Source organism: Sphingobacterium sp. GVS05A (assembly GCF_019969845.1).
In the GTDB taxonomy this organism is placed as follows: Bacteria; Bacteroidota; Bacteroidia; order Sphingobacteriales; family Sphingobacteriaceae; genus Sphingobacterium.
Genome location: NZ_JAHXYR010000009.1, coordinates 1 through 25,732, shown reverse-complemented (window position 1 = coordinate 25,732; position 25,732 = coordinate 1). Strand labels below are relative to the sequence as shown.

Genomic DNA, 25,732 nt, shown 5'->3' with positions numbered 1-25,732 from the left:
ATAGGTTATTTTGTTAATGTGATTTTATTTGCCAAAGTAGACTTTCCATAAACCAAGTCTGTAAATGGTAATTTTAGTAGTACGCCCTTCTTATTGCCTGCAACTTTTGCTTTGCTATTATCCTGAGCCGCTATCGCTTTTTCAAAACGCACAATCTGAGTATAAAAAGCACCAGCAAACTGATTGGTGTTGTCGCTTCCCAACTGATTAAATTTAGCCTTCCAGTTGCTCGAGGCGACAAATTTACGTTCAAAAACGTTGGTCTGAGCGTTATAATAGTATCTATTTGAATTTGATATTTTTGTCTTAAACCGATTAGCCAATATATCCGAAAAAGCATTTAACGACTCGATCTGACTAAAGTCACAGGATATATTTACAATAAAATTTGTGAAATCCGTTTGATACTGAACATTGGAGATACCCTTTGTCTGCTTGAGCAACTGAACTGCTGCCTTAATCTCCTTTTCCATCTCAGCCTGCGTTGGTATCTGTATTCCTTTTATACTTTTCATCTTCATCAAAGAAGATACCTTCGTTTTACTTTTACTCAGGTTCAATGTTGCCGCAATATGTCCCGAACCATTGGGTTTAAGGTCAATCTGTTCAACAAAGTCAAAACAGCTTGACAAAGTAAAAGTCATCAACAATGCACATATAACCACATAAAACCTGCTCAACGGTTCTTTTAATCTAAAAACTATCTTCATTTCTTTTCAGTACCGATTAATAAATTATCAAATCAATATATGTTCGGGCATTAACAGCAAACATTGTGCTATTTTCGTCACTTTAGGAAAATTTTAAAAAAAAGCGATATCCAATAACATATTTAGCACTAATATTTATCGTTATTTAAAAACAACCGTCTTCCTCTAAAATTATTCAATAACCACAATAAATATATCTAAAAATCAAATAGATGCATTCCCGAAGCATTTGCTTGCACAAAAAGGCAGGTTTATGCCCCGATAATCCAACTTTTCTTAGGTACTTTTGCCCCTCTTTGCGAACAAACACTAACGATCAATATGATTTACAAGTCCAGGACTGTTCCACAACATACAATGTGGCGAATAGTTTATTTTATGATTACGTTGCTTACCCTTAATTCATGTGAAAAAAATGAGTCCAGGATGGAGCGAGCTGCATTACAATTTACACCTACAATTGTTGGCCAAATTAACACCAAAGCTACTGGATCCTCTTGGGACAAAGGCGACCAAATTGGCGTTTATATGATCAAATCAGGTCAGCGATTAAAATCAACATCCATTGTGAATACTGTCAACAATCATGTATTCGCGATTAATGGCTCCTTATTTCAAAGCAAGTCACCTATCTTTTTACCAAATGAACAGGTAGATTTCATTGCATATTATCCTTATAAATCCATTACTGATTTTCAATATCCAATCGATCTGAGTGATCAGTCAAACCAGTCAGCATTGGATTTCATGTATGCCAGCAATGCAAAAAATATCAACAAAACCAACAATACTGTCCCACTCAATTTTGTAAGACAATTGAGCAAGATTGTGATTCATCTTTCCATTACCAATACAGCGGGTTTAGAAGCCAATCAGATTGCCGTCAGTATACCTTCGGTACACACACAAGGAGGATTTGATCTCTCAGCCGCAAAACTAAATGTTAACCTTACTGAAAAGAAAGATATACAAGGAAAAGTTTCGGTGAATACCAACCAAACAGCTATCGTGGAATTCGTTCTCCTTCCCAGAGAGGATATCACGGGAAAGGCTATTAAATTTATCGCTCCTAATGGTGATAGTTATACCTGGACAACACCACAACATCAAAATCTGAAAAACCTAATAGCTGGAAATCGTTACAGTTTTGATGTCAAAATTGACAATGGTAAACCAAATGGCGGGATCGGCGATTCACAAGCCTATCTGGAAATCCCCAAAATGACCAATTTAAACGATAATGAAGTGTTCATACAGCACTTTCTTCCTGATGCAAGCACACAAAGAAACTATGCAATGTTGTATGATAAAAAGCTAAAAATGGCTTACTGGGTAGCTTATCCATTATATAATAGCATTTTAGGTTCGGGCAATCGTACAGATGCTTGGGGATATGATCCTTCTATATCAACAGCATTCCAACCAAATCTATTTAAAGGGTTTCAACCAACGGGCTATGACAGAGGTCATCAGCTACCTAGCGCTGACCGCAACCTGAATATTACCCACAATAAAACAACATTTTATTTTACCAATATGACGGCACAGGCATCCCGTCTCAATCAAGGTCTTTGGGCAAACCTGGAAACAAAGGTACGGACCTGGACCGCGCAATGTGATACCATGTATGTTGTAACGGGAGCAATGCCCACAACTGATACCGATAATCTGCTGGACTTCGCGCAAGACAACGACAAAAAAGATATCGCAAAACCAAAATACTATTTCAAAGCGTTAGCCATGAAGAAAGGAAGCGAATATTACACAATAGCCTATAAGATTGATAATGTTACTCCACCTGCCAAAAGTACTTTTGACAATTATAAACTAACAGTGAGTGAACTGGAAAAAGTAACAGGATTTACATTTTTTCCCGATTTAGATAACAGGAAAAAAGAAAGTATCAATACCAGTATCTGGAAATAATTCATCTTCGGCTTAATCGGATTATTTTATTCCAATTAAGACAGTAGCTTAAAGCTTGATAAGCCTTAAAAATACCAAGATCTCCACAGTAAAAAGACAAGGCACGCTGAATTGCGCCTTGTCTTTTTATTTACAGGTATAGCCGCGATGCGTCAAAAAACTTGACATTCTTGTAAAAAACACCATTTCACCCCTAAAATGAACGCTCAATCCTTCATTGTTTTTTATTAGATTTAACCCATGAAGCTTATAATATTCGATCTAGATGGAACATTATTGGATACATTACAAGATCTTGGAGACAGTTGCAACGTGATCCTTCAGCGATTTGGTTATCCTATACATCAGTTACCGGCCTACAAGAAATTTGTAGGTAATGGTGTACAGAAACTAATCGAACGGGCCCTTCCCGAACATGCACGAACCACTGAAATAATAACAACACTGCTAACGGCATTTAAGACCTACTACGAAGAGCAGACAATATCTCATACACGACCCTATTCTGGAATTATCTCCTTATTACAGACGCTTAAATCTTCAGGATATCTCATCTCTGTAGCATCCAATAAATATCATGAGGCGGTTATCCCGTTAATGGAAAAATATTTTCCTACGATCTCTTTTGATCTGATCCTTGGTCACCGCACAGGACATCCGGCCAAACCCGATCCAGAGATTGTCTGGGATACGCTCCAGACATTAGGAATAGCAAAAGAAAACTGTTATTATGTTGGCGATTCCTCTGTTGATATGGACACAGCCAATAACGCGGGGGTGACAGCTATTGGTGTTACCTGGGGTTTTCGCGATGAAAACGAATTGAGGCAACACGGTGCAAAGCATATTATTCACGTTCCACAGGAACTACTGAATATTGTATAAAAGAAAAAGCTGAACTTTATTCCAACAATGGTTTAAGTTCAGCTTTTTGGAATTAAAATATTGTAGTTAGCTACATTTTAGCATCCATCAGCTTTTCACTTTGCGACTTTGGTTTTCCTAATTTCATCTTGATCACAAAAGCTTTATTTGAGTTAAACGAATTGGGAAGCCGAATATCGTAATATGTATTTTTGTCTAAGTCTAGACCAATATCCGTATGGCGTAATTCTAAAGATTGTCCATTTTGGAGTATAGTAGCAGTAACCGGAACTTCAGCGGCACCCTTAGGAACAGCGATACGAACAATATTATTGACTGGACGATTAAAGACCGTAAGGTAAAGGTTATCTTCTTTTTTTGTAAAGTAACCCAATTTGGATGGAGCAAGACCAGCATGTCTGACACCATATACCGCTTCACCATTTATCTTGATCCAGTCTCCGATCTCCTTGGCGAGCTTATCCTCTCCAGGATGCATATGACCATTCCCGTCAGGGCCAAAGTTTAGCACGAAATTGCCATTCATGGAAACGCAATTCATCAACATATCGATGAGATCATCTGAGGTCTTGGTATAAATCCCAGACCAGTCTTTCATATAGCCCCAACCATTCGGTGGAATCGTCATGACACAATCCCAGTCACGTCCTTCCAACCATTCAAACTCCTTCGGCATTTTTCGTTCCCAACCTTGTTCATAGTCACCTAGCATCTCGCCGTTGGAGTCAAAATGCCGCTTTTCAAATTCATCATTTCTAAATCGGCTTCCGATAATCAATCCGGGATGCTTTTCACGCAGCTCTTTTTCTAATTTATACGTAAAATCGTACGCTTGGATCCAAGATTGATCCCAAGTACCATCAAACCAAAAACCTTTTATTTGCGGGTAGTTTTCCAGAAGTTCTAGCAACTGATTACGCGTGTATTCCAAAAACTTATTGAATTTAGCCTTTTCTTCAGGAGTAGAGGGAGCTTTCCCCATATAGTTTGAATTATTCCATTCTAGAATTGAAAAATACAAAAATACATCTATTCCTTCCGCTGTATAAGCGTCTACGACCTGCTTGACGATATCTTTTTTATAAAGGCTTTTCTTGACGGTATAGTCTGTATACTTAGAAGGCCAAAGGGCAAATCCATCATGATGCTTTGTGGTAAAAATAAGATACTTTGCCCCCATTTCTTTTGCCTGTTTAGCCCAGCTTTTTGCGTCAAAACCTGTAGGATTGAACTTTCTGTAGAGATTATCATAAGTATTCTTCCAATCCTTCGGTGCTGTTGGCCCACTCCAGGTACGTATCCATTCGGATGCCGCGGCTCCTTTTCGAGCACTGACCCCTTCCCATTCATTACCAGGAATTGCATACAAACCCCAATGGATAAATTGTCCTAATCCATAGTTTCGGAACCGTTCCATCGCCTCATCTGTCCGATGTGCAGGCGTCAAAGGGCCATATTTCACCTCTACTTTGTTTTCGACTTTCTTGCGAGGACCTGTCCATTGTGCCGAAGTAGTTTTTATCCCCAGCAATATACTGCCGAGAATCAATGTTGTGATTAATTTATTATATTTCATCTTATCATTATTTCTTTGAAAATGATTACTCCCAACGACAAATAAATCTGTGTTTATTGACCCGATATATGTTGTCCATCCGATTATTACTTTGGATTATCTATATATTGTTTTTGCGATTTCTTGATAACCGCAGGCTCTGGATTACTGTCCTTAAATGGATCAAAATAATAAAGTCCCTGATCGCGGTATAAGGGCAAATGCTTTTTTAACTTTTTTGTAAATTCATCAAAATCACGCCCTATTCCAGTTACCCATGCTGCCTCCGCTAATGCGGCTATTCTAGGGAACACAAGATAATCTAAACGATTGACATTGGTCACCGTCTCAGTCCAAAGATTAGCTTGAATACCCAAGACCTGTTTTTTTCTTTTCCCCAAACTATCCAATTGATTTCCAGCGAAATTGTACACATCCTGCAAAGGATTGAAGCCTTTCCCCCATTTGCGACCGTACTTATGATTCTCTTGTTGTACAAAGTCAAAATACATGGGCAACCTAGGCGTTAGGATAACCTGATAGCCCTTATCCAAAATCTTGTTTAGCTGTTCTGGTTTATCATGACGCCACCACATCATGACCGTCTGATCCTTAGCCAGCTTCGCATCCACCATTTCATCCCAAACAATAATCTTTCCGTTTATCCCAGCCACAGAATCAGCCATACGACGAATAAAATACTCTTCCACTTCTTTGTTGGACTTTAGACCTACTGTCTTTTTCAATTCCTGAACTTTGGCATCATTATCCCAGGCATCACTACCGAAAGCGACCTCATCTCCTCCTAAATGAATATAGACAGAGGGAAACAGTGTTTTCACTTCACGCAAAACATCAGTCAAAAATGTATATGTTGTATTTTTAGCAGGATGAAAAGTAAAATCGGGATGTTTTTCGTTCCCCCCACCAGAGAGAAAAGGATAAGCCCGGTTTGCGGCTGTAGCATGTCCCGGCATATCAATTTCAGGAATGACCTCAATATTTCGCTCAGCAGCATAGGTGATGATCTCACTGATATCAGCTTGACTATAATACTGTACGGGAGCGTAAGGATCGAGATAATTGCCTATCCCCCCAACTTGAGTTAACCAAGGGTATTTTTGTATACTTAAACGCCAAGCCGGTTCATCTGTCAAATGCCAATGGAATTTATTCAACTTGTAAAAAGCCATCCAATCCAGTAAAGATTTCACTTTCTCCTTACCAAAAAAATGGCGCGATTCATCTAGCATAAACCCTCGCCAGGCAAATTGAGGTTTGTCTTCGATCTCTATTGTGTTTAATCGAATCTGATTATCTTTGTGCTCCGCAACTGAAAACAGTTGGTCAACACTCGATATAGCGTTGAGAATGCCCGCCTGAGCAGAAGCATAAATTTTTATAGATGCCCCCGTAATTGATAGCTTGTAAGCCTCTTCATCCAATTCATCATCTCTTATCAAACAGATATTCGCAGCATCTCGCTGATCTGTAACATAACTGGTCAGGCCATATTTTGCCAATACAAGTCTTTGAAAGTACTGTCTTCCTGTCCCGAATGCCGGATCAGCAAAAACAAGGAATGTGTTCTTTACAAGAATCTGTTTATCAGAGACTTTCGCATACAATGGCTTTGGAATAATGTCAACTTGTCCCTGAACATGTTGCATAACAAAAAAAGAGAAGCAGAAAAGAAAGATGCTATTTAAGTTCATCAAAATTTGGTTTAGTAAGTTTCAAAACAATATTCCAACATATCGCCATCGTAAATACTGTTTGTCAAATTTAATCATCTGCGGAAAACAAAAAAAGGAAGATACCCTAAGATATCTTCCTGATTCTCATTACCAATTGGGATTCTGTGTAATTTTAGGATTTTTAGCTATCTCTGAAGTTGGAATTGGCCACAGGTAATCTTTGGCCGGATCAAATCTTCTTAATGAAGCTTCCTGTAAAATAATATAATTTTTATTATTCAGATTGAGCTTAGTTTTGTCCCATTTTTGATCTTTATCAGTCAAATATTCTGCAAATAAATAACTTCCAAATAATGTCTTTGGCATTTCTACTTCTGCTGTTTTCCAACGGAGTAAGTCCCAATACGCAAATCCCTCGAAAGCTAACTCTACACGTCTTTCTCTTCTAATTTCTTCCCGCATATTCAGGCCATTTCCACTCACAAAGGCATTCGAAATTTTAGTCATAGCAACGAAATTAGGGTTCTGTACAGTACCAATATTTACCTGTGGTAACCTGCTTCTTAACAGATTAATCGTTTTATCCAAATCTTCATCGTCTATGGATTCATTCAACTCATAAACGGCTTCAGCATAATTCAACAATACTTCGGCAAACCTTAAAATAGGTTTATCTATGTATGAAGCTTGTCTTGCCCAAAATGGTTCATTCGCATATTTCCGGATACCGAATCCACTGCGTTGTCTGGTTGGATTTGGAATAGTATAGGGTCCCCCTGAAATATATTCATCTCCTCTTTTAAAGAGTGTAAATGTCATCCGCGGATCTTTTTTATCAAAGTATTGCGCATGCGTCATATTTTGATCCGGCTCCTGATATAATGGAGATTTATCCTTAGGAAGACCATCCGCCATCAGGTAGCTATCTACAAAATTTTGTGTAGGTACAATAGTGTTCCCTTCATAATATCGCTGAACAGGTGTAGAGACAATACTGTTGGCCTGATTGATACCATATACTTTTGTAATAATATTTTCTTTATTGGCTCTTCCATCACCTGCTTCCTGAAATAGATTAAAATAAGCTTTATTTTCAACTTGCCCCTTGGCTCCAGTCTGCGGCTGTGTAAATAGAGCATGTTGTCCTGAGCTCATCACGGCCTCAGCGGCCTCTTTAGCTAAAGTCAAATATTTTCTATAGTCCCCATATTTATGAAACTTTTCTCGTGTTCCTTCAAACAAAGCAACCCGCGATTTAAAAGCCAAAGCAGCTGTTTTTGAAATACGTCCATATTCCTTTGCTGAATTTATTTCATCTGCAGTTCGTAAACTACTGATTGCAAAATCCAAATCATCAAGGATTAGCGCTAAGATCTCCTCACGCGTTGCACGCGGTAGAAAAGCGTCTGGATCATCGGCATTCATTGTTTTAGTAATTAAAGGAACCCCTCCAAAACGCTTCAACATCTCAAAATAGTACCAGGCTCTAAAGAATCGGGCCTCACCGACATACCAATTGACCTGGGTCACATCTCCACCTTTTGCCAAAACTTCTGCAGATTTCTCAATCAATTTATTGGCCTGATAGATATTGTAATAACTATAATCATCACTTGTTGCAGGTTTCGCACGTGATCCATCGGAAATTGCATCTCCTTTATCATTCGGATAAGCATCTGTGGACCAATTATCCGTTGTTACATCCTTCGTTGTTAAGCCTGGCAATGTTGAGTAAAAAAAGTTCGCGGCCAAACGAAGATCTTCAACTTTATTCCAAAAATTAGCATCACTCATATTTGTTTCCGGAATCTCTTCTATTTTACAGGAAGATACTGAGCTAAAAGCAATGGATGCTAAAAGGATATATATAAATTTCTTTTTCATGTTATTCAGTTTTAAAAATCAAGGTTTATTCCAAAAGATACAGTTCTCGCAAACGGGTATGGAGAAGCAATCTCCGTCGTACTACCTTCTTTTATTGTTTTCATTTCTGGATCGACTACCCCCTTGAATACGCCCATTTTTGAAAGTGTAAATAGGTCTTCTCCCGAAGCATAAAATCTGACGCGTGAAAAAGGTAATCTCTTCATCTGATCCTTTGTCAACGTATAACCAATCTGCACATTTTTAAGTCGCGCATAGGCCCCGTTCAAGAACCACTTACTCGACTCCTGGAAGTTTTGCGTCGCTTCCAAAAATGGCCTTGGGAAAGCTGCATTGGTATTCTCTGGCGTCCAATAATCTGTCTGAAAAGACATTGGCATATACCAAGAAGCCAACAGAGGCTGAATTAATTCATTGCTTGGCTTAAATTTGCGTTTCGCAATTCCCTGAATAAATAAGCTTAGATCAAAACCTTTATAGCCTAAATTGATATTAAATCCGTATTGGTATCTTGGGTTAATATCGCCTAGGTAAACAAGATCTCCAGAGTCACCTAAGGTACTACCTCCCGGACTTATTTTTCCATCACCGTTGACATCGACGTATTTTATATCTCCCAAGCCTGGAACTCCTGCTTTATTAACAATTTCCTTGTAACTAGGTGCATTATCCAATTCGGATTGCGATTGAAAATATCCATCCGCTTGATACGCCCAAATTGAATTTAAGGCATACCCTTCAACTAATTTATTAACACCAGGATTAACTACATTATTGACACCGCCGTATTTAACTAACTTATTCTGGTTATCTGAAAGATTAAAGTTAACGCCATATGAGAAGTCTTCCCCCACTTTATTATTATATCCTAAATTAAACTCCCAGCCCCAAGTTTTAAGTTTTCCATCATTGGATTTCGGCACTTTAATACCAAGTGTTCCAGGAAGGCTTACGGCCACCAACATATTATTGTTAAGCTTATTATAGTAATCAAATGAACCTTTAAGTTTTCGGTTTAAAAAACTAAAATCTAGTCCGAAATTACGCGTCTCTACAGTTTCCCAAGAAAGCCCTTTGGATGGTGTTAGCAAATCCTGGTATAGATATGTTTGTCTTGCGTCTCCAAGCACAATATTCGAATTTGTCAGTAATTGTGCAATATAGTCATAGTAGCCAATTCCTTCTTTTGAGCCCACTTTACCCCAGGAAACACGAGGCTTTAACTCATTGACAACATGCGAAATACCCTCAAACCAAGTTTCCTTAGACATATTCCAGCCCGCAGAAAAGGAAGGAAATACTTTTACACGGTTACCAGGCGACAGACGGGAGCTTTCATCACTTCGCACAGTAGCTTCAAACAGATACTTCTCTTGATAATTATAATTAAATCGACCAAAATAAGATTGCATTTTCTCCCGCGAACCAAACTGAGTATTGGATTTATTTACAGGATCAGATGTGAAATTCAAGCTTGGGTTGTCATTGACATAAAGGTTCTTCGTGGAAGCTCCTACATACTGATAATCGTAAGAATAGAATTGATAACCGCCCATAATCTGAAAATTATGATCCTCAGTAATGTTAAACTTATAGTCTAAAATTGCCTGATAATTTTGCGACAATGTTTTATAATTTGTTATTGAGTAGTTATTCGGGTTATTCAATTGACTGGCAGTCGATTTAGAAGGACCCGAATAATACGTTACTGTCCGCCTAAAATTCCTGTTTTCGAGTGCCGTATTCTCACGACTATACATTAACTTAACATCCAATCCCTTGATAAAATTGTTAAATGTTGCCGTCACATTGTTAAAGTAGATATCTTTACGGTCACGGTTAAACCCACCGTCTTTCATCAAGGCGTAACCAATAGCTGACGAAGTACCGCTCCGATAGTAAGTACCATCTTCGTTATAAAGCGGGAAACGCATACGTGAGGAATAGAATTGACGTAAAAGACCGTTTCCACCGCCATCGATACCATAGCCACCATCCTGGGGATTATCTGTCGCCTGATTAATGTAGGCTGAACCAACATCCAACTTAATATATTTGTTTACTTGTGCAGAAATATTGGCTCTTGCATTCCAGCGTTCAAAGTGGTCTTCACCCACTTTAAACATACCCGCCTGACTCATATTTCCTAAGGAAGCCATATAGGTGACCTTATCACTACCACCGGTTATCTGTAGGTTGTGATTATATAGATTGTAAGATTTTTTTGCAACCTGATCTATTAAATTTTGCTGGTTGTAGGTACGCCATTGTCCATTTGCTCCTTCGACAAAAACAGGTCCATTCACGGCATAATTAAGATCCTCATCAGTATATTCAGGAGCTAGACCTGCATTAGCCCTTCCTAAATTCATATACTTCATCTCATCCACCAAGGAAAGGCGATCAGGCATATTTGAAGGCATTTGCCAGGCAATATTACTCAATAGTGAGATACGAGATGGTCCTTTTTGCCCTTTTTTTGTTGTAATCAGAATAACACCACCCGCTGATTGTGCACCATAAATCGCTGTCGCCCCCCCATCTTTGAGGACACTTATATTCTCGATATCATTGGGATTCAGCGCAGTAAAAGTTCCTTCAGAACTAATCACACCATCAATAACATACAGTGGAGATACACTTCCATTGGCTGATGAAGCCCCACGAATCTGTATATTCAGTCCTTGATCGCCAGGTCTTCCAGATTGTCGGGTGACTACCAATCCTGGAGCAGCACCCTGTAGCAAATTAGCAACTGTTGGCGCTGGTCTATTCTGCAAGATCTTTGTGTCAACCTGTGAAACTGCACTCGTCAGATTTGTTTTCTTTTGTGAACCGTATCCCACCACAACAACCTCGTCCAGCATATCTTCCGATTTGGCGAGGGTCATCTGGGATGATTGATTCGCAGCTGCCTCTTTAGAAACATAACCAACAGAATTAAAAAGTAGCACTGCATTCGAGGAGGACACAGCTAAGGAGAATTTCCCTTGACTATCCGTTGATGTTGAATGTGCAGTCCCTTTCTCAGAGACCGTCACCCCCGCGATAGGTTTTCCATTTTCATCAACAACTGTACCATTGATTTTCTGCTGAAAAACAGACATTGAAGTGCCATTTTTTATTGTTGATAGATGGGAATTTTTAGCCTGCGTAGTGCCCATTAATGAAAATGCGACCATCGGCGTCAAGAAAGCGAGATGGCAATATAATCTCGTTTTTCTAAATTGGTTTCCGTAGTGAGATCTATTCATATTATGTTTTCTAAGGTTTGTTAGTGTTGGTAATTTGGTCTTATATCTAATGCAATTGTAAAGAAATTATTAAGTTATTACCCAAGACCAAAGCCACACAATCGTTTGCGCTATTCTCGAAAACGTTGTAGTGTACATCCTACAAACAGGATAATAAAGAAATAAATAACATGTCAATTGAAAAATAAATTACACAAAATAAATTTATTTTCATTTTACTGTTTTTCGAAAAAGAAGCTAATTAGGCATTGTCTTTTTGTTGGTTATATTTGAAAACGAAACAAATACCCTAAGTTTAAAACCACATGATCAAAAGGATTTTTTATACGCTCTTCTTAATCGGGATAACGATGCTGAACCTGCATGCCAGAACCGTCATTCCGTTCAATGCAAACTGGTCGTTCAAAAAAGGTCCATTTTTCAGCTCAGCCCTTGACTATAACCTCACGTTTGATGGAAAATGGCAGCTTGTAACCTTACCACATACCTGGAATGCAACAGATATGCAGACAAACGAAATCAAACCAGGTGGCCTTGGAAAAAACGAACGCTTTTATACTGGTGACGCTTATTACCGCAAAACATTTGTTCCTGGATCAGATTGGAAAGGTAAACGCATTTTCATCCGATTTGAGGGAGTTAACACAAATACCGAGGTTTATTTAAATAATAAACCCCTTCCTGCCAAAACGGGGAAAAATGAAGTTAATTACGATAATTCCCAACGAAATGGCAACTACAGTTTTGTTGGTCGACATCAGGGCGGCTATTCCGCTTTTGTCTTTGAATTAACCAATATGCTTCAATCGGGAGTGGACAACGAGCTGTTGGTCAAAGTAAATAACGAAGCAAGTCCTCAGGTTATTCCGGTCAACCATACCCTATTCCCCATGTACGGAGGTATTTATCGGCCTGTTGAACTTATTATTACTGAAGATATCCATGTTGCCGTGAATGATTTTGCTTCCCAAGGAATCTATGTCACGCAGCAAAATGTTTCGAAAAAAGCTGCGGATATCGCTTTGAAGATAAAAATTGACAACAAGTCTGGAAAAATACAACCGATCGAATTGCTAACAACCATTTTTGAAAAAAATGGCAGCATAAAAGCAAAGCAACAAACGGCTTATACATTACCGCCTCAGGGCCGTCAGGTATTATCACAACAAATTGCAGTCAAAAATCCACACCTATGGCAAGGATTGGATGATCCTTACCTCTACCGTGTGGTAACACAGATTAAAAAAGATGGCCAAATCATCGATGAAGTGACGACACCTTTAGGTATTCGCAAGTTTGAATTGCGTACTGGCCAAGGTTTCTTTTTAAATGACATCAAGTATCCTCTATATGGCGTATGCCGGCATCAGGACCGCTGGGGCAAAGGCTCAGCCTTGAGCAACGCCGACCACGATGAAGATCTATCCATTATCAAAGAAATGGGAGCCACTTCCATCCGTCTGGCACACTATCAGCAGTCAGCATATTTCTATTCCAAATGCGATAGTATCGGGCTTGTGATCTGGGCTGAAATCCCATTTGTGAATCGCGTGACGACATTGGAAGACAATAACGCCCAACAGCAGTTGAAAGAACTAATTCGACAAAATTTTAATCATCCTTCCATCTATATCTGGGGGATGCATAACGAAGTTTACTCCCCGTCTGCCTACACCGTAGAACTCACGACCAAACTAAATGATCTCGCTAAATCCGAAGATCCGGATCGTTACACCGTCTCCGTAAGCGGATACAATGTAATTGATCATCCGGTTAACAACAACGCCGATGTACAAGGGATCAACCACTATTTCGGCTGGTATAACGGTGAATTGGAAGACAAATCCCCAAAGGATGACGATGTAGCCACATGGGCGCAACGGATAAGTAAAGAGTTCAAAGACTACAAGATTATCTTTTCTGAATACGGTGCCGAAGCAGTTCCTGAGGATCAGGCGGAAGAGGTAGGCAATTTCGGCAACCAATGGAGCAATCCATCATTTTTCCCAGAAGAATATGCGACAAAATTCCATGAAGTCCATTGGGGCGTAATCTCCAAAAGCCCTATTTTTCTAGGGTCATACGTGTGGAATACTTTTGATTTCGCCACACCGATTACCGCACTGAACGTTAATCCAAGAAATTATAAAGGACTGGTTTCTTTTGATAGAAAATTGAAAAAAGATGGCTTCTACTGGTATAAAGCAAATTGGAGCAAAGAACCGGTATTGTATCTCACCCAACGCCGTATGATCAATCGCGGAAATGAAATTACTCCAGTAACCATCTATTCCAATAGAGGCGAACCAACCTTAACTGTTAACGGAACTGTTATCAAAGGCGTTAGAAAAGGGCAAACAGATGTGCATTACATTTTTGATAACGTCAAACTTACGAAGGGGGCTAACACGATCGAAGCTAAGATCATACAAAAAGACGGAAAGATATTGACAGATCGTATTCATTGGAATTACGATCCATCTTATAAGCAAAATGCATCAGGACCAACCAAATCAAAAACTGAACACGTAGGTCTCTAATACGAAAACTAAAACCTAAAAAAGCCACACTAGTCCCTGCATTAGTGTGGCTTTTTTGGGTCATTGACCGACATAAGCCAAGCGTTTACCGAGATTCTCTCCTGATTAGCCTAATGACTCTCCCCTCTTCAGCAAATCTCGCCTACCTTTGAGATATCAAATAAGAAATAAAAACATTAAAAAAATAAACATCATGGCAACTAAAACAACATTCAGTATCAACAGCAAAACGATCACAAAAGCTTTTCAAGATCTTTTTGATTCATTTAAAAGCTCACGTTTAAAGGTTTCTTCCAAAAATGGACAGGAATATCTAAACATATCATTATTGTTAGCGGTGATCATCGGAGTTATTTTCCCTATAGCTTTTGTGGTCCTTATTATCCTTACTTTGATTTGCAGCCTTCAGTTGGCCATCTTACAAGAAGATAAACAGGAGGAAGAAAAACAAAAAATGATTGAACTAAAATAAACGCTGTACTTGACATAACATAACATAAACGGGATGCCCAGCGCTGGGCATCCCGTTCTATTTTTATATACATTTAGAAATCGGAAAATACACTACTCCAAAATAGGATTAAATTCTCCACCCCAGTCTTTATTTTGCTTGATATTTGGGTTTTTATCTATCACAGATTGAGCAATCGGGAAGAAATAATATGTATCTGGCACCAGATTGATTTTATTTCCGGTACTCGGCACCTGCAATACATTGTACTTAAACTGATTTTCTTTCAGTTGGTAATTTTTTGCCAGGTCTGCTGCCGTTTTTAGATCCATATCGCTTCCGTTTGCATTGATCGCAATCGCTTCCACTCCCTGCTTGGTTTTATTGTTCAGGACAGCAAGCTTACGCAGGCGACGTAAATCCCAAAAGCGGTGCCCTTCGAAGCAGAACTCGATATTTCTTTCCGCCAATAAAGCTTCCCGCATATCGGATTTATTTCCCGCAACGATACCATAGCTATTATCTACCCCCGGTTCGATACCCGCGCGCATCCGGATCTGTTTTAAAAGGGACATTGCTGTAGCCAAATCCCCTGTTTCATTTGCTGTTTCAGCATAATTCAACATCACTTCCGCATAGCGCATCAGCACAAAATCCACATCATATTGAGTCTCCACCTGCGTTTGTCGTAAGGAAAGCTTTGAATTCTTCAAAATAAAAAAGCCTGTATACCGATCTCTATTCGAGGAGGTTGTACCAGCTTTTGGATTTTCTCCAAAATTATCCAATGCATCCGCGATGCCCAGCGAGGTATATTGTCTTTTCCCTGTTTTACCTGAAACCTCATAGACCTTCCCGTTCCAAACAATAGATTTATCAAAACGGGGATCACGGTTCTCCCAATAGCTTTGTAGGAACTGTTCATCTGTTTTATGGTATTTACCCGTCGGATCTGTATATAACTTACCATCTTTCATGGGAAATTCTTTCACAAAATCCCAAGTTGGTACAGCACTGGCAGTCCCTCGGCTTTCGGAGCCCGGTCGCACCCCATTGTCCCAGTTAGCAACCTTATTGGGGTAAGAGTTTATCACAGCAAAGACCACCTCCGGGCCTTTCTCCACCAATGCAATATTATAGTAATCAGCGGTCAGGTTATAGCCCTGTGCCTTTAGCTGCTCATAGGCTTTTTTATTCACCGCATTTGCTTCTACCCAATAGGCATTTCCATAAGGATTGGAAGGATTAAATTGTGGCGACGCTTTATACAACAATACTTTAGCTTTAAAGGCTAAGGCAAAATTACCATCAATACGTCCATAATCAGCCGCACCTTTCGCTATGGTCATCGGCAAATAAGTCAGCGCCTCATCCAAATCTTTTATCATTAAATCAAAACATTCCTTGGTACTATTCCGTGGAACTTTCAATTCATCATCTTCCAGATCCTGTGGTTTTGTGATGTAGGGTACCCCACCATGATGCTTGACCATATTGAAATACATATAAGCACGCATAAAAAGTGCCTGACCTAAGATGGATTTCTTTGTCGCATCATTTAATCCTGTACTTCCAGACACCTTTTGGATAGCGGTATTGATCTTACGCATGGTTGTATAATCCCAAGCTTTGTAGGCCGTATTATTGACCGTCACCGCATTCAAAGGGAAATTAATTCCAGCAAGCTGTTGCGAATTATTGTCTGCGCCACTGTTCCAGTTGCCGAATAAGGTATATAAATTAGCCAGATAAGCATTGACAAGATTGGGATCATTCCACACCTTGTCTTCATTTACCGAATTGAGATCCTCAATATCCAATACATTTTTGCAAGAAGCCGTTGTCAGCAACAAGGCAACTAGCGGATAAAATATCTTTTTCATCATTAAAAATCAATTAAAATTTAACATCAAGGCCCAATGTGAACGTTTTCATCACTGGATAGGAATCGTACATTTTTTGCTCTGGATCATGGAATTCCTTCATCGGCGAAAAAACAAATAGATTCGTACCATTTAAGAATACGTTGACACTCTTCATTTTGATTTTTTCCATCATTGCTTGCGGCAGTGTGTAGGAAATATTTAAATCCCGTAATCGCATATAAGCTCCATTGCGGATCCAGAATGTCGACGAGGTTGCCCCTGATTCCTGCCAATTATAGCCTACAGGTCGTGGGTATTTAGCATCCGTATTATCTGGGGTCCAGACATCCGAAGTCCAGATCGGGTAATAAGGTCTAAAGGTATCCCCATGTTGCCGCATTCCTGCCCCTTCCTGATTGCTGATCACACGATCATAAGCCAATACCCCTTGAAATAAAGCAGAGACATAAAACCCCTTCCAGCTGGCGTTAAATCCAAATCCATAGTTAATGCGAGGCGTATTATTCTCCGAAAGTAACTGCATATCATTATCATCGATAATGCCATCAGGCTGGTCCGAGTAATTCTGCCCACGGATATCTTTATATAGAATCATCCCAGGATAAGGATCACGTCCATAGGTTTTAAAGCCTTTTCCTTTCAGCGCATCAGCTTCCGCCTGCGTACGGACCAGTCCCGAAGCTTCCAAACCAATAATGCGATTTTCAGGTCGCCCTACCTTGGACCGAAAATTTTCCCGCCCTCCTGCCGCGTAGGAAGGTTCTTCGTCAAAAATATCCCATCGGTCTTTTGCATAACCCATATTCGCATTCAAACCGTAAGAAACTTCACCAACCCTATCATTCCAGTTGAGTGAGAGCTCGCCCCCTCTAAAGCTTCGTGCCGCATAGTTTTCAGGTGCCAGCCCTCTACCATAATTATCCGGAACCTTAATCCCCCTCGTTCCGAGAATATCACTCTCTTTGCGGATAAAGCCATCTAAACTACCCGTCAGTTTATTGTGAACAAAACCAAAGTCTATCCCTACGTTATAACTCTTTGATTTTGTCCAGGTAAGGTTCGTGGTCGGGTTATCAAGGTATGTTACCCCGGTGTAATAGCTATCGCCAAAAATATATCCCGGCACCGGTGTTCTGCTTCCTGTTCGCGAAGTGATGATCGAGCTATATTTCTCCATATACGAATAGGGTAATATCGAATAGCCTTCCACATCCACAAAGTTGCCCGAACTTCCGTACGATGCCCGTAGTTTTAGATCACTGACTGTATTTTTGATGGACGAAAAGAAGTTCTCATCCGACATACGCCAGCCCAGGGACATGGATGGGAAAAATCCCCAGCGCTTATCATTTGGGAATAAAGGCGAACCATCGTAACGGAAAGAAAACTCGGCAATATACTTATCCGCATAGTTATAGTTCGCCCGACCGATCACCCCGCGTCGTGCGTCCATTAATTCAAAAGCATCTGTTGATCGCATGCTCCTGTCTGTCGGATAAATATACATCTGATCCAAGGGGATAATTGGATTTTCCGCGCGCGATGTGATGTTCGTATTGCCTGATTTAAACTGCTCATAAACAACCAGACCATCCACCGTATGTTTGCCAAATTTGCGGTTATAGTTGAGGAACCAGTCCACCTGGTATTGCCATTTTCGCTGTGGGTTATAGTCCATAAAAGGTTGAGCCTGGCTAAAAGTGAATACATTTGTCCTATCCTCTGACGGTGGGGCTGGTATGAAGCGGTTCCCATTCGGATTCAGCGAAGTAAATGTATAGTTCTTTTGGAAACTCATATAACGTTTGCGCATGTAGTCTTCCGCTACATAACTTCCCACCAGTTTTGTAGAAAGTCCCTCTAACAGTTTATCCAATTTTAAATTAAGGGTCATGATCGGATTCACCTGACGTACTTTGCGATCAATGTACCGATCGCCGATGACCTGGTCAATCACATTCCAGGCCTGCCAGCTTCCCATCGGTGTCTGTACTGGATAAGCCGTTGGAGTATTGCTCGGCGTCCCATCCGCAGTTAGATAGAAGGGATACATCTTAGGCCAGTTGAAAGTAACGCGGTAAAAATCCGAAACATCGAAATCATCATCACTGGCAGATGTGCTAAATGGCCAGAAGAACCTATTGGAATTCGTCTGATTGGCTGAGATATTAAAATCCATACTAAATGCGTCACTGATCTTAGCTGAAATATTGCTGCGGAGATTAAATTTTTCGTGATCCAGCGATTTATAAGATCCGTTTTCTTTCCGATAGCTCAATAAAGCATAATAGGTAATCTTGTCGCCACCACCGTTAACAGCAATAGACTGCCTATGGCTGAAAGGATTTCGCCAGATCACATCATTGGTATTATAATTTTTGTCTTTAAAATAGTCAAATTCGCGCTGCCCATTTGGAGCCACCCACGGTTCACTTTTCTTGCCCTGTTCCCAACGGAATTGGGAAACTCGATTCTGATAGATTAGCTCATCCGTAGCGGTAGTCAGATTGGCCAATAAAGTCTGTGTTGGTGCACTGAAGGAATAATTACTCTGCACATTGAATACCGGTGCTTGGGCAGTACCTTTTTTTGTCGTCACCAGTACAACGCCATTCCCTGCTCTTGTACCATATACAGCGGCGGTTCCGGCATCTTTCAAAAAACTCATTTGATCGACTTCATTTGCTTCCAGCGCATCAAAAGCCGCTTTGTCGCGCACCACACCATCAATCACATAAAGCGGTTCGACAGCAGCACCACGGATACGTAAGGAAGAGGAAGCTCCGGCCATCCCTGAGGTATTGGTCACATTCACCCCGGCAGCCCTGCCCGCCAAGGTATTGGACAGATTGGATGGCGAGATATTTTTCAGTTGTTCGGAGTTTACCGCTGCGACAGCCCCGGTTAGATTTCCCTTTTTTTGCTTACCATAGCCCACGATAACAACCTCTTCCAACGATTCGGTATTTCGAATCATCGTCACAGCAATCGTTCCACTGCTCACCGCGACCTCTTGTCGCGCATAACCCTGATAATTGATAACCAAAAAATCTCCCTGTTTGGCGCGAATGGAAAAGCTACCATTGGCATCAGTCGCTGCTTGAATCGTACTACCTTTCACGGTAATCGTAGCGCCAGCGAGTGGGTCGCCTTTTTCATTCTTTACACTACCCGAAATTTGCTGCTGTTCGACATGAAAATAGCTCAATTTCGATTTCAAATTGCTCGCAATTAAATTAGGGGACGAGCATAAAAGACCTAGACCTAAAAGACTTAAAGGTCTGGCTTTGCTGTAAAAAAGATAATTCTTTTTCATAATTAAGATGGAGGTATTTAGATAATAGTTTACAAACAATTACCAAAGGTTTATTGGTATTTTGTCTTTTATAAAAAAATCATAAAAGACAGTTGATTCTATCAGGAAATTAAATAAAAGAATTTGAAAATAAAAATGAAATTGAATAAAAGAAACTGAAAACAAGATTGTTTTTTTACATTTCACAGACATGTTATTAGAATAATTAACCCGTTGTTTTTATAAAACAACGGGTATAGCGGGGACTTTTCGCTCTAAAAAGAACAAATATTTAGAAATTAGAAGGTTTTTCTAACAACAAAAGCAGCTACCGAGTCAGCTGCTTTTGTCCAATCGAAAAATATATTGGATATACTATCTTTTCTCGGTTTTGTTGAAAGGAAGGGTTGGTGACAGATTAAATGTAAAATTGCCTTTTGAATCTACGCCACCAGCCCCCCTTACCCGAGCCTTGATTTCGTACTTGGCATTCGGATTATAATCTCTCACGGCGAAATTGTAATAAAAGGGTTTAATCTTATTCGTTCCTCTAAATTTGTCCGCAAGCGCATGATGTCGATCCTCATCAATAATACGACCATCTTGCAGCAATTGGACAGCATCTATCTCCAGAAAATTCTTGCCTTCTACAAAGAAAAAACCAGCTTGTGCCCGTCCATTGTCATAGATCTTCTTTGTCACATCAAAGGTTAATGTACTATACTCCTCTTTAATGTCATCACTTTTCCAGCTACCTGCGATATAACCGCCGGTATGATAGTAATCAATCCGCATAGAATCCAGACGTGGAAGATTAGCATCCAGTCTACGGCAAAACTCCGCATAATCTTTCTTTGACTTAGAAGCCCAGCCTATTTCAGCGACGGCAAGTAAGCGTGGAAAATTCTGCACATTCATATCTTTGATATCCTGGGCAATCGCCGACCACATATTCCCCTGTACCCCCAACACCAATTGATCCTCCATTGCTGTCAGCCCATTTGATGGATCAAAGTCATAGACCCTTTTTAAGGAATTAATCTGCGGATAGGCCAGGTCGGTCATTGTGCCATCATTGCGATCTGCCTGTGTAATATCGAAATACAAATGCGAGGCTGGTGTCGCCACAGCCTTAAATCCATCTTTGGTCGCCTCCTTAATCGCCTCCTCTCCAAGCCAACTCATAATAGCTGTACTTTTGGGAAGATTCTTAGCATCGGCCAAGATATCATTCCAACCAATAGGCTTTTTCCCTTTCTGAACAATGATAGCCGATACACGTTGTACAAAATAACTTTGTAATGCTTTGACATCGGCAATCTGATGCTGCTTCATAAAATCCTGTACATGTGGTTCCTTTTCCCATAAATCATGACGGACCTCATCCCCTCCAAAATGAATATAGCTTCCTGGAAATAGACTGGCAATCTCGGTAAACACATCATCCAAAAATTGATAGGTCGTCTCTTTTGTCGGATCAAGTGTATTTGGTGTAAACTGATTACCCCAATAACTCCAGGACGACACGAAAGGAAAAATATGATTGGGGTAAGAATTCTTATTCACCCCCAAAGCAGGATAGGCCAATATTGTTGGCCAGGAGTGTCCCGGTACATCAATTTCAGGAACAATTGTAATATTGCGTTCTCTAGCATACTGAACCACCTCCTTTATCTGCTCCTGCGTATAAAAACCGCTACGCTCAGCCGGTTGTTTTTCAGTACGGTGGAAGACAGTCGTATTCTCTGCCGTTAATTTTGGATATTTTTTTATTTCGATACGCCAGCCCTGATCATCCGTCAAATGCCAATGAAAAGTATTCATTTTATATAAAGCCATTGCATCCAGGTACTTCTTCACTGTGTTTATCGAATAGAATGTTCGGCTTACATCTTTCATATACCCCCGCCAGTGGTATCGGGGATAATCTTTGATCGCAACAGCAGGAATGGACCAAGTGGATTCATTTACAGCACGATTAGTTGTCTCGATTGCAGCGGGCAGGAGCTGGCGCAACGATTGTGATGCATTGAAAAGACCATGTGTTGTCTTTGCCTTCACCGTAACCTTTTTAGTAGACACATCCAATTGATACCCTTCATCACTAGGCAGATCCAGTTTTTTATCTAAAATAAACTCTATCGTATTGCTTGATTGCCTTTTTTCCGTCATTGGATAATGACTTGCTTGCCGCAATTGCTTAATGAACAGGTCCACATCTTTAACACTACAATTTTTAAAACTTACGGTCGTTTGTGGATCAAATTGGAATAAACCTTCCCCGTAAGTGATTTCCTGTGGTTTTGGAATGATATTTACAATAGGTTGCGCGTGGCTTACCTGTCCGATAATTAACGACAACATTGCTGAAATAAACAGTTTTTTCATCAGTTTTACAATTTGTTCCTTTATTAAAAATGAATTATTTTGAGCCAAAATTTGACTCATTTAGGTTTCCATCGGTAAAATAGAAAATAAAAATTGTACTACCGACTCGTCATTTCAATCAAACGATTGTGTAAGTTTTTTAAAAAGTAGCGATTAATTGACAGTTATAAACAACAGCTTTCATTTTTAAGTCTTAAATTTGAATTCCATACTAAATAAAGAGGCTGTAATTAATTTATTGGTTGAAAGAGTAAACAACGTGAAAAATAATAGAAAAATATTTATTTTCAGGACAGTTTTAATTGCTTTTCTGATTCTTTCTTTAGTGTATATCGGTTCGATATTTACCTATCAATATATTGAATATCAAAAAACCGAAGCTCGTCTAAATAAAGCCTATAGCTCTAAAAATCAGTTGACAAGTTTATTTTATGAGCTGTTTGCCTCTTATAATGCTGCGGGGAATGCATTCCGTTCATATACGGTAGATTTCAGTGCTCAAAATTTGGCAAACTATACAAAAAACCTAGATAGCCTTCGTTTTTATATTGACTCTCTTTCTACCCTTTCTTCCAAAAAAGGAATATCGTTCTCAACCAATACACCACTGGAACAAAACATACATCTCTCTGATGAATTCGCACGCATCAAGAAATCCGTAGATAATATGATTTTCCTGGCAAAGGACTCCCTTTCCCTTTTAACTAAAACCAGTCGAACATTACGTCCAACAACCAATCGGATAGATGCGGATTCCGTTGTTAGCAGAATATTACGAGATACCTCCTTAACTGTCAGCAAAAAAGATACAATTGTCAGAAAAAAGGAAAAACTGCTCACCAGGATTTTCAAAGCAAAAAATGACACTTTAGTCTCTGACAAATTTGAACAGCAATTTAATGTCAATCAGATCAAAGCAATCCATAGCCAGATACAGACATTAATTGAACAGAATGAATCGTTCTATAAGCAAGATTTCAGCAAAATCCGTCGTTCTTTTGTCGCGCTTCAGGACAAAGAAAGACAACTCCTACAATCAAACTATGCCCTTTTTAGCACGATCAGCACCGCCCTGCTCAAGATAAAAACACAAGAAGATGAGTCCTTACGGGCGGCAGAGATACAGGATTTCAAATTGTATAAGGAAAACTCTGCCTTTTTCGGAAATCAAGTTATTGCCTCAATCATTCTAATGATTATTATGGTGACCCTAATTCTGTCCTATCATTATAATACCATTATTTACGAACGTAAAATCACAGCAGCACGAGATTATGCATTGCGTACAGCCAAAGAAAAAACCAGTATATTGGCTAACGTGAGCCATGATGTACGTACACCAGTCAATTCGCTGGTCAGCGTCATTGACCTCTTAAAGAACAACACGTCCAACAATCGCGTTAATCCAGCATTATTGGATTCCATCACAAAGGATATCCATGTTATCAATGATACTGTTGAAGATATACTCAATCTTGGCAAATTAGAATCAGGCATGCTGGAAATTAAAGAAGAATATTTTTCACCAGCCAACTTACTTGCCAATCTGATAAAAATGCAACAAAGCCAGGCTGATAAAAAAGGGCTTAAGCTAATCAGCAATATTGCCATAGAACCAGACACCTTGATTAAGAGCGGAGCATATCGCTTGCGTCAGATCGTGTCCAATCTTCTGAGTAATGCCATTAAATATACCGACAAAGGACAAGTAGAGATTAAAGCATTCATCAACCCGGACGGAAAGAAAACCTTACAGGTAGAGGTTTCAGATACAGGAAAAGGTATTTCTTCTAAAGATCAGGAACATATTTTTGAACAATATTATATGACTGACCTCAGGGCCAAAAATAGTTTTGGATTGGGATTGCATATTTCCAAGCTTATGGCGGAGCAACTAAATGGAACATTAAGTGTGCAAAGTAAACAAGGAAGAGGATCGACATTTACATTAATCGTTCCTATTGCTGATGAAAAGAAAAGCCTGACACAAGTGGTTATACAGGACAATCTGCCGCTAAACTCACGTATTGTCATTGTCGATGATAACCCGATCAACAATTTATTTGTTAAGCAGGCTCTACAGCAGTTCAAAGATGTGCAAATTTTTCAAGATTCATCACTGGCGATGGAGTATCTTCAAAATAACACCAGTGATATTGTCATCACTGACCTTAACATGAATGGCCCTAGCGGCTGGGATATTTTGAATTTAGTCAAAGGAAACAATACTATCCATGGCACGAACAGCAAAGTAATTGCATTAACATCGGATGAATCACAGGTAACCGTACAGAGTCCTCAGGGGCAGATCCATCAGTTCGATGGGATCATGGTCAAGCCTTTTAATTTAGCAACATTCGTCCAAATTTTAACATCATAGATTGTATCGCTCGATTATACTGTCATTAACGTCCAATATCAATTGCTGCTAACATCGACACGAAATCAAGTAAACATAAAGTAAAAACAAAGGGGCCAGCAAAAATTGTTGTCCCTTTTTTCGTGCTAATTCTTCATAATCTTGAAGCACTTCATTATAACCTTAGTTGCTGTTAATCGTTAAAATATTGAACAGGCCTTCTGCTTACAATCCAATAGCATTTCAACATCATCTTCAGAACTTAAATCTTTGATGGCTTTTACCCCATCATATGTTCGAGGAATATCTGTTTGATTGGCTTCCCATTTCTCACTTGGTAAACTATAGCTAGTCTCTCCTCAAATATGTGTTTTCTTATAAATAATGAATCCCAAAAGTTTTTGTCTAACTTGTGGGATTCATTTCATTATAGCGATGACTTATTAATTTAAGCTAGCCAGCTCGAGGATACTGCACTTCCTGAAACATCCAGTTTTCTATAGGCACATTGTCCAGCTGAATTGTCCTCACAAATACCAGATTGGTTTCCATGACCAGATATATTTACATTACAGAATCCACTATGGCATCGCTTCACAACAACAACGCCCCATGGAAGGAGAACAAACTGAGCCACTACAATAAGCCGAAATCGACCAAACAGGCCTGACCAGGCAAAGAACAAAATACAGTTCCGCCTGTAGGTAGTAAAATAAGAGTTCCTCCATAACTGCGGCGCCATTGCTCTTCGGAATCTTTTGGGAAGTATGTAAACGCAAGAAGCCCTTGACTGTTTCCAGCAAGGGCTTCTGTGTAAAAAAAGGCACCGACCTACTCTCCCACCTGTTACGGCAATACCATCGGCTCTGGCGGGCTTGACTGCTCTGTTCGGAATGGGAAGA

General features: G+C 39.7%; 14 protein-coding genes. 5 read left to right on the top strand and 9 right to left on the bottom strand.

Annotation, left to right across the window (positions count from 1 at the left end):
* Positions 1–5 precede the first annotated feature (5 nt).
* Positions 6–710, bottom strand: coding sequence for a hypothetical protein (locus LC454_RS20540; RefSeq protein ID WP_223584281.1), 705 nt, complete (start codon positions 708–710; stop codon positions 6–8).
* A gap of 426 nt (positions 711–1,136) precedes the next feature.
* Between LC454_RS20540 and LC454_RS20535 the strand changes: the two genes are divergently transcribed.
* Complete coding sequence (locus tag LC454_RS20535) at positions 1,137–2,636, top strand: DNA/RNA non-specific endonuclease (RefSeq protein WP_223584280.1); 1,500 nt, start codon at positions 1,137–1,139, stop codon at positions 2,634–2,636.
* Between the two features lie 240 nt (positions 2,637–2,876).
* On the top strand, positions 2,877–3,521 hold the full coding sequence (locus tag LC454_RS20530) for an HAD family hydrolase (RefSeq protein WP_223584279.1): 645 nt from the start codon (positions 2,877–2,879) through the stop codon (positions 3,519–3,521).
* A gap of 70 nt (positions 3,522–3,591) precedes the next feature.
* Here LC454_RS20530 and LC454_RS20525 read toward each other — a convergent pair whose 3' ends face one another.
* The 4 genes from LC454_RS20525 to LC454_RS20510 form a co-directional block, all read right to left on the bottom strand.
* On the bottom strand, positions 3,592–5,097 hold the full coding sequence (locus LC454_RS20525; RefSeq protein WP_223584278.1) for an alpha-L-fucosidase: 1,506 nt from the start codon (positions 5,095–5,097) through the stop codon (positions 3,592–3,594).
* 86 nt (positions 5,098–5,183) lie between these two features.
* Positions 5,184–6,791 carry a beta-N-acetylhexosaminidase gene (locus LC454_RS20520; RefSeq protein ID WP_223584277.1) on the bottom strand — a complete coding sequence of 536 codons (1,608 nt, stop codon included), beginning with the start codon at positions 6,789–6,791 and terminating at the stop codon, positions 5,184–5,186.
* Positions 6,792–6,920: 129 nt separating this feature from the next.
* Positions 6,921–8,657: a RagB/SusD family nutrient uptake outer membrane protein gene (locus LC454_RS20515; protein ID WP_223584276.1), complete on the bottom strand. Its 1,737-nt coding sequence runs from the start codon at positions 8,655–8,657 to the stop codon at positions 6,921–6,923.
* An 11-nt stretch (positions 8,658–8,668) separates the two neighbouring features.
* The gene (locus tag LC454_RS20510) at positions 8,669–11,911 is read right to left on the bottom strand and encodes a SusC/RagA family TonB-linked outer membrane protein (RefSeq protein ID WP_223584275.1); all 3,243 of its coding nucleotides are present in this window, start codon (positions 11,909–11,911) and stop codon (positions 8,669–8,671) included.
* A 305-nt stretch (positions 11,912–12,216) separates the two neighbouring features.
* Between LC454_RS20510 and LC454_RS20505 the strand changes: the two genes are divergently transcribed.
* Together LC454_RS20505 and LC454_RS20500 are read left to right on the top strand one after the other, a co-directional pair.
* Positions 12,217–14,451 (top strand): glycoside hydrolase family 2 protein, encoded by a 2,235-nt coding sequence (locus tag LC454_RS20505; RefSeq protein WP_223584274.1) that lies wholly within the window; start codon positions 12,217–12,219, stop codon positions 14,449–14,451.
* Positions 14,452–14,644: 193 nt separating this feature from the next.
* The gene (locus LC454_RS20500; protein WP_223584273.1) at positions 14,645–14,923 is read left to right on the top strand and encodes a DUF4342 domain-containing protein; all 279 of its coding nucleotides are present in this window, start codon (positions 14,645–14,647) and stop codon (positions 14,921–14,923) included.
* 92 nt (positions 14,924–15,015) lie between these two features.
* Here the strand turns inward: LC454_RS20500 and LC454_RS20495 are convergent, their stop codons facing one another.
* The 3 genes from LC454_RS20495 to LC454_RS20485 form a co-directional block, all read right to left on the bottom strand.
* The gene (locus tag LC454_RS20495; protein ID WP_223584272.1) at positions 15,016–16,788 is read right to left on the bottom strand and encodes a RagB/SusD family nutrient uptake outer membrane protein; all 1,773 of its coding nucleotides are present in this window, start codon (positions 16,786–16,788) and stop codon (positions 15,016–15,018) included.
* A gap of 10 nt (positions 16,789–16,798) precedes the next feature.
* Positions 16,799–20,104 (bottom strand): SusC/RagA family TonB-linked outer membrane protein, encoded by a 3,306-nt coding sequence (locus LC454_RS20490; RefSeq protein WP_223584271.1) that lies wholly within the window; start codon positions 20,102–20,104, stop codon positions 16,799–16,801.
* 354 nt (positions 20,105–20,458) lie between these two features.
* Positions 20,459–22,471 (bottom strand): beta-N-acetylhexosaminidase, encoded by a 2,013-nt coding sequence (locus tag LC454_RS20485; RefSeq protein ID WP_223584270.1) that lies wholly within the window; start codon positions 22,469–22,471, stop codon positions 20,459–20,461.
* 259 nt (positions 22,472–22,730) lie between these two features.
* On the opposite strand from LC454_RS20485, the gene LC454_RS26560 reads away from it, so the two are divergent.
* On the top strand, positions 22,731–24,851 hold the full coding sequence (locus tag LC454_RS26560; protein ID WP_223584269.1) for a hybrid sensor histidine kinase/response regulator: 2,121 nt from the start codon (positions 22,731–22,733) through the stop codon (positions 24,849–24,851).
* A gap of 560 nt (positions 24,852–25,411) precedes the next feature.
* On the opposite strand, the gene LC454_RS20475 is transcribed toward LC454_RS26560, so the two are convergent.
* On the bottom strand, positions 25,412–25,732 hold a 321-nt coding region (locus LC454_RS20475), incomplete at its 5' end, for a hypothetical protein (protein ID WP_223584268.1).

What these genes read in the sequence shown, in the direction of transcription:
- LC454_RS20540 (WP_223584281.1), bottom strand. Translation starts at nt 710, where the DNA reads ATGAAGATAGTTTTTAGATTAAAAGAACCGTTGAGCAGGTTTTATGTG.
- LC454_RS20535 (WP_223584280.1), top strand. Translation starts at nt 1,137, where the DNA reads ATGGAGCGAGCTGCATTACAATTTACACCTACAATTGTTGGCCAAATT.
- LC454_RS20530 (WP_223584279.1), top strand. Translation starts at nt 2,877, where the DNA reads ATGAAGCTTATAATATTCGATCTAGATGGAACATTATTGGATACATTA.
- LC454_RS20525 (WP_223584278.1), bottom strand. Translation starts at nt 5,097, where the DNA reads ATGAAATATAATAAATTAATCACAACATTGATTCTCGGCAGTATATTG.
- LC454_RS20520 (WP_223584277.1), bottom strand. Translation starts at nt 6,791, where the DNA reads ATGAACTTAAATAGCATCTTTCTTTTCTGCTTCTCTTTTTTTGTTATG.
- LC454_RS20515 (WP_223584276.1), bottom strand. Translation starts at nt 8,657, where the DNA reads ATGAAAAAGAAATTTATATATATCCTTTTAGCATCCATTGCTTTTAGC.
- LC454_RS20510 (WP_223584275.1), bottom strand. Translation starts at nt 11,911, where the DNA reads ATGAATAGATCTCACTACGGAAACCAATTTAGAAAAACGAGATTATAT.
- LC454_RS20505 (WP_223584274.1), top strand. Translation starts at nt 12,217, where the DNA reads ATGATCAAAAGGATTTTTTATACGCTCTTCTTAATCGGGATAACGATG.
- LC454_RS20500 (WP_223584273.1), top strand. Translation starts at nt 14,645, where the DNA reads ATGGCAACTAAAACAACATTCAGTATCAACAGCAAAACGATCACAAAA.
- LC454_RS20495 (WP_223584272.1), bottom strand. Translation starts at nt 16,788, where the DNA reads ATGATGAAAAAGATATTTTATCCGCTAGTTGCCTTGTTGCTGACAACG.
- LC454_RS20490 (WP_223584271.1), bottom strand. Translation starts at nt 20,104, where the DNA reads ATGAAAAAGAATTATCTTTTTTACAGCAAAGCCAGACCTTTAAGTCTT.
- LC454_RS20485 (WP_223584270.1), bottom strand. Translation starts at nt 22,471, where the DNA reads ATGAAAAAACTGTTTATTTCAGCAATGTTGTCGTTAATTATCGGACAG.